The 13,015-nt window shown below is 72.2% G+C and carries 19 protein-coding genes and 1 pseudogene; 7 read left to right on the forward strand and 13 right to left on the reverse strand.

The window, feature by feature from the left end:
* Nucleotides 1-34 precede the first annotated feature (34 nt).
* Nucleotides 35-271 carry a hypothetical protein gene (locus tag HNR61_RS15810; protein ID WP_182843863.1) on the reverse strand — a complete coding sequence of 79 codons (237 nt, stop codon included), beginning with the start codon at nucleotides 269-271 and terminating at the stop codon, nucleotides 35-37.
* Between the two features lie 403 nt (nucleotides 272-674).
* Nucleotides 675-1,307, reverse strand: a complete 633-nt coding sequence (locus HNR61_RS49170) for a TetR/AcrR family transcriptional regulator (protein WP_182843864.1) — start codon at nucleotides 1,305-1,307, stop codon at nucleotides 675-677.
* 97 nt (nucleotides 1,308-1,404) lie between these two features.
* Here HNR61_RS49170 and HNR61_RS15820 point away from each other — a divergent pair, with 97 nt between their 5' ends.
* Nucleotides 1,405-2,133 carry an SDR family NAD(P)-dependent oxidoreductase gene (locus HNR61_RS15820; RefSeq protein ID WP_182843865.1) on the forward strand — a complete coding sequence of 243 codons (729 nt, stop codon included), beginning with the start codon at nucleotides 1,405-1,407 and terminating at the stop codon, nucleotides 2,131-2,133.
* Here the strand turns inward: HNR61_RS15820 and HNR61_RS15825 are convergent.
* Together HNR61_RS15825 and HNR61_RS15830 are read right to left on the reverse strand one after the other, a co-directional pair.
* On the reverse strand, nucleotides 2,126-2,674 hold the full coding sequence (locus tag HNR61_RS15825) for a dihydrofolate reductase family protein (protein WP_182843866.1): 549 nt from the start codon (nucleotides 2,672-2,674) through the stop codon (nucleotides 2,126-2,128). The two genes, HNR61_RS15820 and HNR61_RS15825, sit on opposite strands and share 8 nt — an antisense overlap.
* Nucleotides 2,675-2,710: 36 nt before the next feature.
* Nucleotides 2,711-3,118, reverse strand: a complete 408-nt coding sequence (locus HNR61_RS15830; RefSeq protein WP_067824849.1) for a PPOX class F420-dependent oxidoreductase — start codon at nucleotides 3,116-3,118, stop codon at nucleotides 2,711-2,713.
* Between the two features lie 186 nt (nucleotides 3,119-3,304).
* Here HNR61_RS15830 and HNR61_RS15835 point away from each other — a divergent pair, with 186 nt between their 5' ends.
* Nucleotides 3,305-4,300: a sigma-70 family RNA polymerase sigma factor gene (locus HNR61_RS15835; protein ID WP_182843867.1), complete on the forward strand. Its 996-nt coding sequence runs from the start codon at nucleotides 3,305-3,307 to the stop codon at nucleotides 4,298-4,300.
* A 329-nt stretch (nucleotides 4,301-4,629) separates the two neighbouring features.
* On the opposite strand, the pseudogene HNR61_RS47710 reads toward HNR61_RS15835, so the two are convergent.
* Both HNR61_RS47710 and HNR61_RS15840 read right to left on the reverse strand, forming a co-directional pair.
* Nucleotides 4,630-5,082, reverse strand: a pseudogene (locus HNR61_RS47710) (FAD-dependent monooxygenase); the annotation flags it as partial.
* Nucleotide 5,083: 1 nt separating this feature from the next.
* Nucleotides 5,084-5,641: a TetR/AcrR family transcriptional regulator gene (locus tag HNR61_RS15840; RefSeq protein WP_182843868.1), complete on the reverse strand. Its 558-nt coding sequence runs from the start codon at nucleotides 5,639-5,641 to the stop codon at nucleotides 5,084-5,086.
* Between the two features lie 111 nt (nucleotides 5,642-5,752).
* On the opposite strand from HNR61_RS15840, the gene HNR61_RS15845 reads away from it, so the two are divergent.
* Nucleotides 5,753-6,343: a hypothetical protein gene (locus HNR61_RS15845; protein WP_182843869.1), complete on the forward strand. Its 591-nt coding sequence runs from the start codon at nucleotides 5,753-5,755 to the stop codon at nucleotides 6,341-6,343.
* 13 nt (nucleotides 6,344-6,356) lie between these two features.
* Here the strand turns inward: HNR61_RS15845 and HNR61_RS15850 are convergent, their stop codons facing one another.
* From HNR61_RS15850 to HNR61_RS15865, 4 genes are all read right to left on the reverse strand, one after another.
* Nucleotides 6,357-6,746: an alpha/beta fold hydrolase gene (locus tag HNR61_RS15850; protein ID WP_182843870.1), complete on the reverse strand. Its 390-nt coding sequence runs from the start codon at nucleotides 6,744-6,746 to the stop codon at nucleotides 6,357-6,359.
* A 30-nt stretch (nucleotides 6,747-6,776) separates the two neighbouring features.
* Nucleotides 6,777-7,025, reverse strand: a complete 249-nt coding sequence (locus tag HNR61_RS47715) for an alpha/beta fold hydrolase (protein WP_182843980.1) — start codon at nucleotides 7,023-7,025, stop codon at nucleotides 6,777-6,779.
* 30 nt (nucleotides 7,026-7,055) lie between these two features.
* Nucleotides 7,056-7,883 carry an alpha/beta fold hydrolase gene (locus HNR61_RS15860; protein ID WP_182843871.1) on the reverse strand — a complete coding sequence of 276 codons (828 nt, stop codon included), beginning with the start codon at nucleotides 7,881-7,883 and terminating at the stop codon, nucleotides 7,056-7,058.
* Nucleotides 7,884-8,050: 167 nt separating this feature from the next.
* A complete protein-coding gene (locus tag HNR61_RS15865) occupies nucleotides 8,051-8,548 on the reverse strand; it encodes a hypothetical protein (RefSeq protein ID WP_182843872.1) in 498 nt (165 codons plus the stop codon).
* 88 nt (nucleotides 8,549-8,636) lie between these two features.
* Between HNR61_RS15865 and HNR61_RS15870 the strand changes: the two genes are divergently transcribed.
* Both HNR61_RS15870 and HNR61_RS15875 read left to right on the forward strand, forming a co-directional pair.
* Entirely contained in the window at nucleotides 8,637-9,305 is a 669-nt protein-coding gene (locus HNR61_RS15870) for a TetR/AcrR family transcriptional regulator (protein WP_182843873.1), read from the forward strand.
* A 23-nt stretch (nucleotides 9,306-9,328) separates the two neighbouring features.
* The gene (locus HNR61_RS15875; RefSeq protein WP_182843874.1) at nucleotides 9,329-10,273 is read left to right on the forward strand and encodes a helix-turn-helix domain-containing protein; all 945 of its coding nucleotides are present in this window, start codon (nucleotides 9,329-9,331) and stop codon (nucleotides 10,271-10,273) included.
* A 149-nt stretch (nucleotides 10,274-10,422) separates the two neighbouring features.
* Here HNR61_RS15875 and HNR61_RS15880 read toward each other — a convergent pair whose 3' ends face one another.
* Together HNR61_RS15880 and HNR61_RS15885 are read right to left on the reverse strand one after the other, a co-directional pair.
* On the reverse strand, nucleotides 10,423-10,620 hold the full coding sequence (locus tag HNR61_RS15880; RefSeq protein WP_182843875.1) for a DUF397 domain-containing protein: 198 nt from the start codon (nucleotides 10,618-10,620) through the stop codon (nucleotides 10,423-10,425).
* On the reverse strand, nucleotides 10,617-11,438 hold the full coding sequence (locus tag HNR61_RS15885) for a helix-turn-helix domain-containing protein (protein ID WP_182843876.1): 822 nt from the start codon (nucleotides 11,436-11,438) through the stop codon (nucleotides 10,617-10,619). The genes HNR61_RS15880 and HNR61_RS15885 overlap by 4 nt, the downstream gene beginning before the upstream one ends.
* 163 nt (nucleotides 11,439-11,601) lie before the next feature.
* On the opposite strand from HNR61_RS15885, the gene HNR61_RS15890 reads away from it, so the two are divergent.
* Nucleotides 11,602-11,910 (forward strand): hypothetical protein, encoded by a 309-nt coding sequence (locus HNR61_RS15890; protein ID WP_182843877.1) that lies wholly within the window; start codon nucleotides 11,602-11,604, stop codon nucleotides 11,908-11,910.
* Complete coding sequence (locus HNR61_RS15895) at nucleotides 11,907-12,101, forward strand: hypothetical protein (RefSeq protein ID WP_182843878.1); 195 nt, start codon at nucleotides 11,907-11,909, stop codon at nucleotides 12,099-12,101. The genes HNR61_RS15890 and HNR61_RS15895 overlap by 4 nt, the downstream gene beginning before the upstream one ends.
* A gap of 21 nt (nucleotides 12,102-12,122) precedes the next feature.
* On the opposite strand, the gene HNR61_RS15900 is transcribed toward HNR61_RS15895, so the two are convergent.
* Nucleotides 12,123-12,980 carry an oxidoreductase gene (locus HNR61_RS15900; RefSeq protein ID WP_182843879.1) on the reverse strand — a complete coding sequence of 286 codons (858 nt, stop codon included), beginning with the start codon at nucleotides 12,978-12,980 and terminating at the stop codon, nucleotides 12,123-12,125.
* Nucleotides 12,981-13,015 lie beyond the last annotated feature (35 nt).

Here is a 13,015-nt window from a genome sequence, read left to right on the forward strand (position 1 = left end):
CGACCAGCACATGTCCGGCAGGGCGGGGAACGCGTCAGCCGGAGGTCACGATCGGATAACGGCGGAGCCGCCCCGCCGGTCCGGCCCGGAGGCTGGGGGCCGTGGTGAAGCTACCGGGGCGGGCGGCGGCCCTCGTCCTGCTCGCGTCGATCGCGGCGGCCTGTGACGGCCCGCCGCCGTCACCCTCCCCTTCGACGTCCTCGGCGTCCTCGGTGTTGGCGTCCCGGCCGCTCCGGTTCCCCGCCGTCGTGGCGGGGGCCGCGTGTCCCACGACCGTCCCGCGCCCGTGGTCCGGGCCCGGCGTGGCGTCGGCGGTGCTCGGTGACGGACCGGTGCATCCGGTCGCCGACTACTTCGGCCGGGGCACCGTGCTGGAGCTCCGCGCCCAGGACCGCCGCTCCGACGGCTCCTACGCCAAGAAGGTCCGCTGGATCGGCGCGGGATACCGCGGGCCGGTCCTCGTCCGGGCCGCCCGGATCGACGCCAAGGGGACCGCGACCAGCAGATTCGCCTACACGGGCGAGGAGCGTGACGGCGGCTACCACGCCGAGCTTTCCTCCCCGACGAGCGACCTGCCGGGAACGACGACGGTCGGCGGGCCCGGCTGCTACGCCGTCCAGGTCGACGGCACGACGTTCACCACGGTCGTCGTGTTCCGCGCGGCCCGAACGCCGTCACGGCCGCAGGACGGCGGTGAGCTGCTCGGCCGTCAGGGCGGGGACGGGAACGGGCCGGGCGGCGTCCGCGCGCAGGCCGTCCAGGAAGAAGGCCAGGCAGCGCCGCCACAGGTCGGGGGCGGTGTCCATGGTCTGGCGGATCACCTGGGACATCGCCCAGACGAGGGTGGCCAGGTCGGTGGGCTCGAAGTCGGCGCGCAGCGCCCCGCCCTCCTTGGCCCGCTCGATGATCCGGCCCGTGTGCCGGAAGCCGCTGTGGCAGGCGGCGACCACCTCGGGTGACAGCGGCGCGCGCTGGGCCAGGGCGTCGTTGAGGCCGCGGTCCTGGGCCTGGAGTTCGAAGAGGCCCTCGACGAAGCGGACGAAGCCGTTCCACGGGTCGGGGTCGGTGAGGGCGTCGGCGGCGATCTCGTCCAGGGCGGCGATCCGCTGGGGCAGGATCGCGTCCAGGAGCGCCTCGCGGGTCGGGAAGTGGTTGTAGAGCGTGCCGATGCTGACCCCGGCACCGCGCGCGATCTCCTCCAGCGGCGCGTCCAGGCCGCGTTCGCCGAACACCCGCACGGCGGTGGCCAGCAGCTTGTCGCGGTTGCGGGCGGCGTCGGCCCGCAGCGGCCTGGATCCGGTCGGCATGGGTCCATCATACGAACTTGAGGAGACCCTCAATTTATGTGCTACCGTCGGACCAACAACCTGAGGAATCCCTCAACTTAATTTCGGAGGACGCACCATGAACGCAGCCGCCCACGGAACCGTCGTCGTCGTCGGCACCGGCCCCGGCCTCGGCATGTCGATCGCGCACCGCTTCGGCCGGGAGGGCCGCCCGGTGGCGCTGGTCTCGCGCGGCGCCGACCGCCACGAGGGCTATGTCCGCTCGCTGGCGGACGCGGGCGTCAAGGCCGAGGCGTTCGCCGCCGACGTGCGCGGCGACCGGTTCCCCGCCGTCCTGGACGAGATCGCCGACCGGCTCGGCCCGGTCGAGGTGCTCTACTACGGCGCGTTCGGCGCGGACCCGGCGGGCGGGCCGACGCCGATCCTGGACGCCGGGTCCGACCACGTCCGCCGGGCGATGGACTGGATCTACCCGGCCGTGGACGCCGCCCGCGCCGTGCTCCCCGGCATGCTGGAGCGCGGCGCGGGCGGGCTGCTGTTCGCGGGCGGCCTCAGCTCCGTGGTGCCGATGCCCGCGCTGGGCGACATGGCGCTCTCCTCGGCGGCGCTGCGCAACTACGCCCTGACCCTCCACGCGGCCCTCGCCGACAGGGGCGTCTACGCGGGGACGCTCACCATCGGCGGGCTCGTCGAGCGCGGCGACATCCACGCGATGGTGACGGCGGCCCCCGAGAAGTACGGCGACGCCGACGGGCACACCCTCGACCCGGACGCCATCGCGGCGACCGCCTGGGAGATGTACACCGCGCGCGACCGCGCCGAGACGGTGTTCAACGCCTTCACGTGACCGGGGCGTTCTGGACGGCGTAGTTCAGCACGACGACGCCCGACCGGCGGGCGTGCGTGCCGACGAGGGTCAGCGGCGTCCGCGGGTTCTCCGGGAACGGCCCCAGGGGCCGCCCCACGACGACGGGGTGCACCGCGAAGCGGAGCCGGTCGAGCAGGCCGTTCTCCAGGAGGGTGTGCGACAGCCGTCCGTGACCGAAGACGACCAGGTCGCCACCCTCCTGCTCCTTCAGCCCGCGCACCTCGGCGACCGCGTCGCCGCGTACGAGGACCGAGTTGTTCCACTCGGCGCGCTCCAGCGTCGAGGAGAACACGTACTTGCGGATGCCGTTGATCGCGTCGGCGAAGTCCCCCGTCTGGCCCGGCCAGCGCCAGGACAGGTCCTCGTACGTTCCGCGCCCCATGAGCATGGCGTCGCAGCCCCGCAGGAGCTCGAACGCCTCCTTGTGGAACTCCTCGTCGAAGTAGTCCAGGGCCCAGGAGCCGGGATCGTTCACGACCCCGTCGGTGCTGATCAGCGTCGACTCGATGATCTGGCGCATGCGCGGTCCTCTCGGTCGGGAAGGCGGTGGGGGGTGTCAGTCGTTCCGGGCGTCGGGCGCGGGCGGCCACAGCCAGACCCGGTCGGCGGTGACGCGCACGATGACCCGCTCGGCGTCGGGTTCCGGCGGCGGCTCCGCGCCGTCCATGTACCGGGCGTACAGCTCGTGCAGCAGCGTCTTGTCCGGGTCGTCGGTGATCGTCACGGTGCCGCGGATCTCCGCGTACCCGGACGCGTCCGCCACCAGGAGGCTCACGCGGGGGTCGCGCTCCATGTTGCGGGTCTTCAGCCGCCCCCTGATCGTGCTGAACACCACCGCGTCGCCGTCGTGCTTGACGAAGATGACCGAGGACTGCGGCCGTCCGTCGGCGTTGGTGGTGGCGAGGACCGCCGTGTGCGGCCCGTCGATCAGGCTCCGGGCGGCGGCGGGCAGGGCGACGGTCACGGGCTCTCCTCCGCGGTCGGGGTGCTGGTTCCGTTCATGGAGACCCGGCGGGGGCCCGGCGGGAATCGCTTCGCGGCACGGCTGTGACGCGGGTCACCCGGCGGTTCCGCGGACGCCGATTCCTTTGGGCGCGCCGGGAGGTCTCCATGTGCGGACGGTGCTGTCGGCGGGTGGGGACGGACGAGGATGACGCGTACGGGAGAAGCGGCCGGGACGGTGGAGGACTTCGCCACCCTGGCCGAACCGTTCCGGAGTGAGCTGCTGGCGCACTGCTACCGGATGCTGGGCTCGGTGGACGAGGCCGAGGACCTGGTCCAGGAGACCTTCCTGCGGGCGTGGCGCGCCTACGACCGGTTCGAGGGCCGCTCGTCCCTGCGGACCTGGCTGTACCAGATCGCCACCAACGTCTGCCTGACGGCGCTGCGCCGGGCGGGACGCCGCGTGCTGCCCTCCGGGCTGGGCGCGCCGGGCGAGGACCCGTTCGCGCCACCGGAGACGGCGGACCCGCACGGCCCCTGGCTGCAACCGTTCCCCGACGCGCTCGTCACCGCCGGGGCCCAGGACCCCGCCGCCGTGGTCGTCTCGCGGGAGAGCCTGCGGCTGGCCCTCATCGCGTGCCTCCAGTACCTGCCGCCCCGGCAGCGGGCCGTGCTGATCCTGCGGGACGTGCTGGCCTTCCCCGCCCCGGAGGTGGCGCGGATGCTCGGCACCACCACGGCGGCGGTCAAGAGCAGCCTGCAACGCGCCCGCGCCCGGCTGGAGGAGGTCGGCCCGGCGGCCGACCTGGCCGCCGAACCCTCCGGGCGCCGCCAGCGGGAGCTGCTGGAGGGGTACGTCGCGGCGTTCGAGAACAGCGACGCGGCGGCGTTCGAAAGGCTGCTCCGCCAGGACGCCGCGCTGGAGATGCCGCCGACCCCCACCTGGTTCTCCGGCCGCGCGACCTGCGTGCCCTTCCTCGCCTCGGCAGTCGGCTCCCCCGGCGACTGGCTGATGGTCCCGACCACGGCCAACGGCCAGCCCGCCGCCGCGGCCTACCGCCGCGGGCCGGACGGGGTCCACCGCGCGTTCGGGCTCGCCGTGCTCACCGTGACCGAGGCGGGCATCTCCCGGATCGTCGCCTTCGGCTTCCCCGGGATCCTCACCCGGCTCGGCCTTCCGGAGACCCGCACGCCCTCGCGGTAGGTGGGCGGCGCGGGCGTCCATCCCGTTCGGCTCTGGCCTTGAGGGTGGACACGCGCAGGGAGGTGTCGATCATGAGGGTGGCGAAGTACGGCGCGGCCAGCCGGATCATCCAGCCGGGCAAACGCCGGGAGCCCTGCGGCCTTGAGCTTGCTGAAGACGTCTGTCGGGATCGCGTAGGCGATCTGCCAGTACTCGCCGCGGTCGATGCAGATCAGCGCCCCCTTGCCGCCCTGGAAGAACGGCACCTGGTCCTGCGGGCGGCGGGGCAGACGGAACCACAGCACGTCCATGGGAGACGAGGAGCCCACCGGGGTCAGGTCGGCCTTCACCTTCACCGGCCCGTCCTCGGTGTCGGCCCGCACCCCGCTCGCCCGTCCCCGTTCGGTGATCAGTTCGGTCACCCGGGCGCGGCGCAGCAGGCGGAAGGAGGGGTAGGCCGCGGCCTTGCCCGCCAGGAAGTCCAGCACGTCCCACTGCGGCAGGAACGCGATGGAGGGGCAGCGCACCTTCAACCGGGTGAAGTCGGCGAAGGTGACGTCCCGGCCGCCCATGTTGACCGTCACCTGCGGCATCTTGGTGTGTGGCAGGTCCAGGAACTCCTGGATCCACCCCAGCTCGGCGATCAGTTCCAGCGTGGAGGGGTGGACGGTGTCGCCGCGAAAATCGCGCAGGAAGTCGGCGCGCTTTTCCAGCACCACCACCTGCACGCCCTGGCGGGCCAGCAGCAGCCCGGCCATCATGCCCGCCGGGCCGCCCCCGACGACGCAGCACTGTGCGCGCATCTCATCCCTGTTCTGGAAACAGCAGCCCGACCAGGGCCGCGACGTCGATGGGGGTGCCCAGCCGCCGGTTGATGGCGACGGCGGCGAACAGCGTCCGGGCCGCGGTGGCGGTGTCGTGCGGGCGCAGCTCACCGGCGGCGACCCGCTCGGCCAGAAAGTCACCGATCAGCCGCTGGCCCTGGTCCACCAGCCCGGCCAGTGGCGCGCGGGCCTGGGCGGCGCTGAAGAACACCGCCATCAGCTCGGCGTTGTCGGCCAGCAGCCGGTCGAACGCCTCCAGCAACCCGATCAGCACCTCGGTCGCCGGGCGGGTGTCGTCGTGGTCCCGCTCCCGCAGCTCCCGCAGCCGGGGCAGGAAGCCCCGCTCCGACAACAGCGTCTCCACCATCGCCTCTTTGCTGTCGAAGTAGCGGTACAGCAGTCCCGGCGTCACCCCGGCGGCCTGGGCCACGTCCTTGACCGTGGCCCCGTCCACCCCCTTGGCGGCGAACATCCGCAGGGCCGCGTCCAGTAGCTGCTCCCGGCGCCATGCCGCCTGCTCACCTCGTGGCCTGACCATCGCCCACCTCGTTGAATAAATGTTTATTCAACGTCGCATGCGGATGCGGGGCCGTTGACAAGATCATGTCGGGGGTCGCAGGCTGTGCCGTCGACGCTGGAGGTGAATCCCATGTTCGAAGAGCGGCTCGTGGAGTTCTCCCGCGAGCGTCTGGGCGGCCGCCCCCTCCCGGACGACCTGCGCACGATGCTGGTGGCGGAGTGGCAGGGGCGCGCCGAGTTCCGGGACCTGCTCGGCATCACCTTCCTGGAGGCAGGGAAGCCCCACCCGTTTCTCGACGCCGGCCATCGCGGCGCGGACGCCGACCCCGAGACGCGGGCCATCGACGCCGCGCTCGCGGAGATGAGCGGCCATCTCGGGATCGTGGCGCAGAGCGACAAGGGCTGGATCGGCTACTGGCTGCACCCCGACGAGCCCGCGGACCGTCCCCCGCCCCTCATCCAGCTCGACACCGAGGGCTCGTACTGGAGCATGGTGGGCAGCACCCTGGCCGAGGCGTGCGCCGCCGACCGCGCCCGGTACCACGATGAGCCCGACGAGCGGGTGGCCTTCACCCTGATCGCCGACCGGCTCGCCGAACTGGGCCTGCCCCTCGGCACCCGCGACTACGACGCCCTCCGCGACCCCGAGTACGCGGTGAACCCGGAGAAACTCACCGACGAGCTCATCGAGGCCGAGTGCAGGAGACGCGGCCTCGCCTGAGGCGCGGCCGGCCTCAGCGTTCGCCGCGTCCCGCCGTCTCCAGGAAGGTCGCGATCTCGTCCGCGACGACGTCGGGCGCCTCCAGGGCGCACAGGTGGCCGAGTCCGCTCAGCAGGACCGCGCGGCCTCCGGGGATGCGCCGCACGCCGTCGAGCTGCTTGGCCTGGTCCACGACGACGTCCTTCCCGCCGAGGACGTAGCAGGTCGGCACGCGTATGCCGGGCAGCTCGTCGGCCTGGCTCGTCAGCGCGCCACCGGTCGGCCAGCCGTGCCACATCCGTTCGGTGACGGTCAGCATGCCGCTCGCCAGCCCCGAGGTCCGCGACGGGTCCACAGAGATCGCCGCGGCTCCCCGCGCGAGGGCCTCGGCATCGCCGTACGCGGCGTCGAAGCCGGCGAGCACCCGGTCCTCGGCGGTCGTCCCGGCGGCGTTCTACGGAACGACTCCGACCAGGTGGTAGGCGCGGGCGCCCGCCTCGTCGATCGCGTCGTGCAGGGTCGCGGCCAGCGCGGGCAGCCTCCCGTCCGTCGGCACTCCGGCGGACCGGCCGTGTCCGGGCAGGTCGAAGACCAGGACGCGGAAGCCGCCCAGGCGTCGCGCGAGCGCTCCCAGCTGGTCGGCCGTGGCGCCGAACCCCGGCAGCAGGACGATCTCCGGGAACCCTGGCCGTGCTCCTCCCAGTGGATCCCCGAGCTGGTGTACGGCACCGGTTCAGTCCGTCCGCGCGGCGTGGGTCGTGGTGAAGGCCAGGAGGGTCGCGGCGGTGCGGGGCGGGTCCTCCAGCATGGGCGAGTGGCCGACGCCGGGCAGCATCTCGATCCTCGCTCCCGGAACGGCGCGGTAGTCGGCGGCGGAGGACGGCCGCCATCTCCGGTCCTCCTCACCGAAGATCACCAGCAGTGGTGTGCCGAGGGGCGCCAGCCGGTCCGGGAGCGGCCGCTCCTCCAGGTAGGCGAGGGTGCCCCGCATCGAGGCGGTGAGCGTGTGGAAGGTCATGGCCCGCACGTCGTCCAAGAACTCCTGGGGGATCTCGTAGCCCGGACGGCTGAACGCGGAACCGGCGAACAGGCGGAGCCGCTCGTCGGTCAGGTGCGGCCACTGCGAGGGCTCGATGTCGACCCGCGGCGCGATGTAGGCGTCCATGCCGGGCCCGGTGCCGATGAGCGCGAGCGCGGTCACCAGGTCGGGCCGTCGTTCGGCGAGGGCGGTGGCGACCGCGCCGCCGCTGGAGTGGCCGACCACGACGGCGTGCCCGACGCCGAGCCGGTCCAGCGCCGCGCCGACCCGGCGCGCCTGGTCGGGGACCGCATAGCCGCGGTCCTCCGGTTTGGCCGACCGGCCGTGGCCGAGCAGGTCGATCCGGATGACGCGATGGGATCCGGTCAGCAGCGGGACCAGCGGGTCCCACGAGCGGGTCGAGGAGGCGGACCCGTGGATGAGCAGGAGCGCGGGGGCGTCGTCAGGGCCGTCCTGGCGCACGTGGAGGTCGGCGGCCTCGGCGTCGTCGTGCGCGTGCGGTTTCCCGTCAGGAATGGTCATGGGCCCACTGTGACCGCCGGTCCACGTCGGTGGATTGGACGAATGTTCCCCTCCCCCGGCTCGCCCGGGTCCTGTCGCCGACAGTGGACGCGGCCGGACGGCGCGGCCCCGCGTTGATGACCGGCGGGTGCTCAGGCGAGCCCGCCGCGAAGCCCTCACTTGTCCCGTCAGGAGACGGCCAGCGAGACGAGGATGGCCAGCGAGCCGACCGTCGTGAGGAGGAAGCGGGCGATGACAAGGGGCCGGAACCAGCCGGGGAAGACCTCCTTGGCCGCCCCCATCAGCGCCTTGACGTCGATGGTCGCGGTGCCGGACCGGCGGAGGGCGCTCTCCACGTACCGGTCGACGAAGACCTGGCTGGTGGTGATGAAGCCGCCGGCGACCAGCAGGACGGGCTGCAGGATCCAGGTGGGAAGTGGCTGGTCGGCGAGGTTCAGCACGGCGAGCGCCGCGAGCCCGGCGGCGATCACCACCGAGACCGCCACGCTGGCTTTGCCAGCGGTGAAGTCGAGACCGTGCTCGGCCAGGACGGCGGGGGCGTGGCCCTGGCGCCGGATCTCGGTTTCGGCCGCCCGCTGCGCGGCGGCGCCGTGCCGGTGGCCGACGAGCGGAACGGCCAGGTAGGTCAGGGCCGTCAGGATCTGGAGGGCGATGACGACGGACACGAGGGGTCTCCTTGGGCAGGCATTTGAACTTAGTTCGACAACGTAGCGGCGATTTGATCTAAGTTCAACGCGGGTTAGGGTGAGCGGCATGCTGACCAAGGAGCAGATCGTCCGGGCCGCCGTCGAGGTGCTCGACGCCGAGGGGGTGGACGGGCTGAACGTCCGTCGTCTGGGCGCGCATCTCGGGTCGGCCGCGTCGGCGATGTACTACCACGTGAAGAACAAGGACAAGCTCCTCGTCCTCGCCGCCGACCACGTGTTCGGCGAGATCCCGATGCCCGACCCGGCCGGGGCGGGATGGCGGGAGGCCGCCGCGTCGCTGGCGAGGGGGGCGTACGCGATGGTCGTCCGGCACTACTGGCTGATCCCGGCGATGAGCACGCATCTCATCTACGGCCCCAACAAGGCCCGCTTCGACGAGCAGTCGCTGGGGGTCTACGAATCGGCCGGGTTCACCGAGGCCGAAGCCGACCAGGCGGCCGCGACCGTCCTCATGTTCGTGATCGGCGCCGCGCAGGGGGAGGCGGCGCAGGCGGCCTGGCGGGCGCAGCTCCGGCGAAGCGGCGCCGACGGCGACAAGGAGCTTCGCGAGATCACCGCCGAGGTGTTCGAGATCGCCCGCGCCTTCCCCCGGCTGCGGGCCCGCATCGACTCCGACACCGTCCGGCCGTCCGACGACACTTTCGAGTTCGGGCTCCAGGCCCTCCTCGCCGGACTGGAGTCACGCCTGACCGCCCGTGGAACACCGGCGCGGTAAGAGGCGGCCTCTAGCATCGGAGCATGCGGCTCATCGCGCACGAACGCGGCGACGCGGCGGTGTGGGACGTCGTGCGTCCGGCACGGCCCAGCCGGGTGGCCGGTGTCACCATGGCCGGGTTCCTTCGGGGCGCGGCTCCGGCCGACCACCGGGTGGTGCCGCACGCGGCCGTGATGCTGGCGCTGGACCTCGGCCCCGCCCCGCTCATCGTGGACGACGCCGACGGGCGGCGGCACCGGGGAGGTCTCGTCGCCGGGCCCGGGCTCGGCGGCGCGGTCCGGGTGCGCGGCGAGAACGTCGAGTGCCTGCACGTGCGCCTGACGCCGGTGGCCGCACGCGCCGTTCTGGGCGTCGATCCGGCCGACCTGGGCAGCGGCGTGGTGGCCCTGGACGACCTGTGGGGACGGCAGGCGTCACGGATCCGTGAGCGCCTGGCCGACGCCTCCTCCTGGGAGGAACGCTTCGCGCTGGCCGAGGCGCTGCTCGCCCAGCGGCGTACGGCGGGCGCGCCGGTGGAGCCGGAAGTGGCCTGGGCCTGGCAGCGCATCGCCGCCAGCGGCGGCCGGGTCCGGGTCGACCGGCTGGCGGCCGAACTCGGCTGGAGCCGCAAACGCCTGTGGTCCCGCTTCCACGCGCAGATCGGCCTGCCGCCCAAGCGCGCCGCGAGGCTGGTCCGCTTCGACCGCGCCGCCCACCGCCTGGCCGAGGGAGGGGACCCGGCCCGGGTCGCGGCCGACGGCGGCTACACCGACCAGTCCCACCTGCACCGCGACGTGGTGGCGTTCGCCGGGACGACCCCCGCGGCCATGGCCGACGAAAGTCGGCGCGCCACGGCGGCACTCACGGCCCCGGCCGCCCTCACAGACCCGGCCGCCCTCACGAACCCGACCGGGTCGGCTGGGTCAGCCGGGTCTGCCGGGTCGCGGTGGATCTCGGCCCGCCCGTCATGGACCATGTGCACCCGCTAGCCGACCTCAGCGTTCACTACGCCTCAGCGCCCGCCGACCTCACGCCCCACCGGCCTCAACGCCCGCCGCGCCGCACCCGCCGACCTCAGCGTTCGCTGGCCGCAGCGTTCGCCGACCGCAGCGTTCGCCAGCCTCAACGTTCGCCAGCCTCAACGTTCGCCTCGCCGCACCCGCCGCGAGAACCCCCGCCACTCGTCCACCTCGAACGCCAGCACGGCCCCGTTCGGATCCTTGGAGTCCCGAACCGCGACCAGAGGGAAGAGCTTCGCGACCTCGACGCACTCATACTCTTCGTCGCTGTGACTGCTCTTGCGCCAGCGCACTTCCGATGGATCCGTTGCGCTCACAGCTCCTCCATCACCCTCTTGATCAAGGAACGCGATTCGTCCACATGATGAGCGTAGGCTGCGATCGTGTCGTACTGGACGATATAGGGCCCTACCATCTCGGGCTGCTCGACAAACATTCTCCACAAGCTCGCCACTTCGATGTAGGCGGCGTGGGATCCGTCCTTGAATCCGAGAACGATAAGGCTCCCCGAGGTTCCTCGGTTATACCCCTGCCCCCAGGGGACGACGGTGACCGTGACGTTCGGGCGCTCACTCACGTCGAGCAGAGCCTGGAGTTGCCGCCGCTGCACATCCCTGCTGCTCACGATTCGCCGCAGGACGCTTTCATCCATGCAGAAGAACAGGTTCGGAGCGCCCTCCTTCGTCAGGAGGGCCTGTCTCCCCATTCTCTGAGCTAGCCGTTCCTCCAGGTCAGGGGGATTGCCGATTTCAAATATCGCACGCGCGTAGTCCTCTATCTGAAGCAATCCGCTGACCACGTACGCGCTGTAGGCCTTCAGGTGCGTCGTCTCCTTCTCGCGTTCCATGTACCTCTCAAAACCGGGGAACACGGGCATGGCGTTGGGCAGCTCATGGATGAGCTTCCAGTGGCGCACGAACACGCCGTTGGTCTTGAAGAACGTGTCCAGGTCTTCGGAGACGCGCTTTGAGGGTGTGTTAGTGCGGCGCTCGTACTGCCCGATGAGCTGGTCCGTGTAGCCGAGAGCGTCAGCCAGTTGCTTCTTGGTGAGACCCGCCGCCTCCCTCCACGCCGTGAGCTCTCTGGCGTACGCGATGTGTCCCAGGTCTTCATAGGGCTCGGAACGCGAGGGCATGGGGCTCCCTGAACGCTAAGCCGATCGGCGAACCGGCTGTCGGTAGGAACGGTTTCGGCGCGGGTTGTTCGAGGGTTAACCGGGGTTCGTGTCCGAGAGTAACCAATCATGTGAGCCTGGTCACACGTTCCCCGCAAGCGGCTCCCGGAAGGCGGATGAGACCATGGTTCCCTCGAACCAGCGGAGCACGTTCCTCGGCGTTCTGGACCAGGTCATCAAGGAGGACCAGCCGGAGTTGCGGTCCGGGGTGGTGTTCCGGCGCGGCGTTCCGATCCTGTTCGTCGCCTGCGTCACCAACCGTGGCGCGGTCGCCGAGATCGGCTGCGACTTCGACCTCACGCACGGCTGGACGTTCACGTGGGTGTCCGAGGAACGTCCGATCGGCCCCGTCACCGCCACCGCGCTCGCGGCGGCCGAGATCGCCCGCCGGCTGCGCCTCGCCCGGCCGCTCCCCCGCGAGTCGCCGGCATGAGCGCGCACGTCCCGCTGCGGTCGGCCCTCGCCATCGCCTCGGCGGCCTACGAGGAGGCGATGCGCGAGCACGGTCTCCTCCCCGACACCATCACCGTGATCAGCGCGATGGCCGCCCGGCGCCTCGAAACGCTGGAGGCCGAGGACCGTTCCGAGGACCGCGGGGCGGGACCGCCCGATGGCGGGACATGACGGAGCGGCCTGGTGACGAACTCAGGCGGGGAAGTCGGTGTCACGGCCGAGGGTCTCCAGGTGGTCCAGTTCCTCCAGCCGGGCCCGCAGGTGGGCGCGGATGCGGTCGAAGGCGGGGCCGCCGAGGGGGAGCCGCAGGGGCGGGCGGGGCCTGCTGACGGCGGTGACGATGGCGCGGGCGGCGCGGACCGGGTCACCGGGCTGGGCGCCGTTCTGGGCCAGGAAGCCGGTCCTGGCCGGTTCCAGGACGGGCCGGTAGTCGTCGATCGGGGCGGCCCAGCGCACCGAGCGTCCGGCGAAGTCGGTGCGGAACGGGCCGGGCTCCACGATGGTGACGCCGATGCCCAGGTGCGCCACCTCGGCGGCGAGCCCCTCCGACAGCCCTTCCAGGGCGAACTTGGTTCCGGCGTAGGCGGTGCCGCCCAGGGTGGTGCTGACCCCGCCGACCGAGGACATCTGCACGATGTGCCCGGACCGCTGGGCGCGCATGCGCGGCAGGACCGCGCGGATCAGGTTGACCGGGCCGAACACGTTGGTGTCGAACTGGTCGCGCAACTGCCTGTCGGTGATCTCCTCCAGGGCGCCGCGCATGGCGTATCCGGCGTTGTTGACCAGCACGTCGATCCGCCCGAACGCGGCCATGGCCTCCTCGACCGCCCGCTGGACGGCGGAGGGGTCGGTGACGTCCAGCCGCAGCGCCCGCACCCGGTCCGGGGCACGGTCGGCCAGGTCGGCGACGGTGGTCTCGTCGCGGGCGGTGGCCACCAGCCGGTCACCGGCGTCGAGCACGGCCTCGGCCAGTGCCCGGCCCAGACCGGTGCTGGTCCCGGTGATGAACCAGACCTTCGGCTCCGGGCCGGGGGCGGGGTGGGCGTCCATGGGTCCTCCTGATGATCGTTTCGAACGGTGGCGTG

The sequence above is a fragment of the Actinomadura kijaniata genome (assembly GCF_014138665.1).
In the GTDB taxonomy this organism is placed as follows: Bacteria; Actinomycetota; Actinomycetes; order Streptosporangiales; family Streptosporangiaceae; genus Spirillospora; species Spirillospora kijaniata.

Coding starts and splice junctions, on each gene's coding strand:
- HNR61_RS15875 (WP_182843874.1), top strand. CDS start 9,329: ATGCGGCTCATCGCGCACGAACGCGGCGACGCGGCGGTGTGGGACGTC.
- HNR61_RS15900 (WP_182843879.1), bottom strand. CDS start 12,980: ATGGACGCCCACCCCGCCCCCGGCCCGGAGCCGAAGGTCTGGTTCATC.
- HNR61_RS15825 (WP_182843866.1), bottom strand. CDS start 2,674: ATGCGCCAGATCATCGAGTCGACGCTGATCAGCACCGACGGGGTCGTG.
- HNR61_RS15840 (WP_182843868.1), bottom strand. CDS start 5,641: ATGGTCAGGCCACGAGGTGAGCAGGCGGCATGGCGCCGGGAGCAGCTA.
- HNR61_RS15890 (WP_182843877.1), top strand. CDS start 11,602: ATGGTTCCCTCGAACCAGCGGAGCACGTTCCTCGGCGTTCTGGACCAG.
- HNR61_RS15860 (WP_182843871.1), bottom strand. CDS start 7,883: ATGACCATTCCTGACGGGAAACCGCACGCGCACGACGACGCCGAGGCC.
- HNR61_RS15845 (WP_182843869.1), top strand. CDS start 5,753: ATGTTCGAAGAGCGGCTCGTGGAGTTCTCCCGCGAGCGTCTGGGCGGC.
- HNR61_RS15870 (WP_182843873.1), top strand. CDS start 8,637: ATGCTGACCAAGGAGCAGATCGTCCGGGCCGCCGTCGAGGTGCTCGAC.
- HNR61_RS15835 (WP_182843867.1), top strand. CDS start 3,305: ATGACGCGTACGGGAGAAGCGGCCGGGACGGTGGAGGACTTCGCCACC.
- HNR61_RS49170 (WP_182843864.1), bottom strand. CDS start 1,307: ATGCCGACCGGATCCAGGCCGCTGCGGGCCGACGCCGCCCGCAACCGC.
- HNR61_RS15885 (WP_182843876.1), bottom strand. CDS start 11,438: ATGCCCTCGCGTTCCGAGCCCTATGAAGACCTGGGACACATCGCGTAC.
- HNR61_RS15820 (WP_182843865.1), top strand. CDS start 1,405: ATGAACGCAGCCGCCCACGGAACCGTCGTCGTCGTCGGCACCGGCCCC.
- HNR61_RS15895 (WP_182843878.1), top strand. CDS start 11,907: ATGAGCGCGCACGTCCCGCTGCGGTCGGCCCTCGCCATCGCCTCGGCG.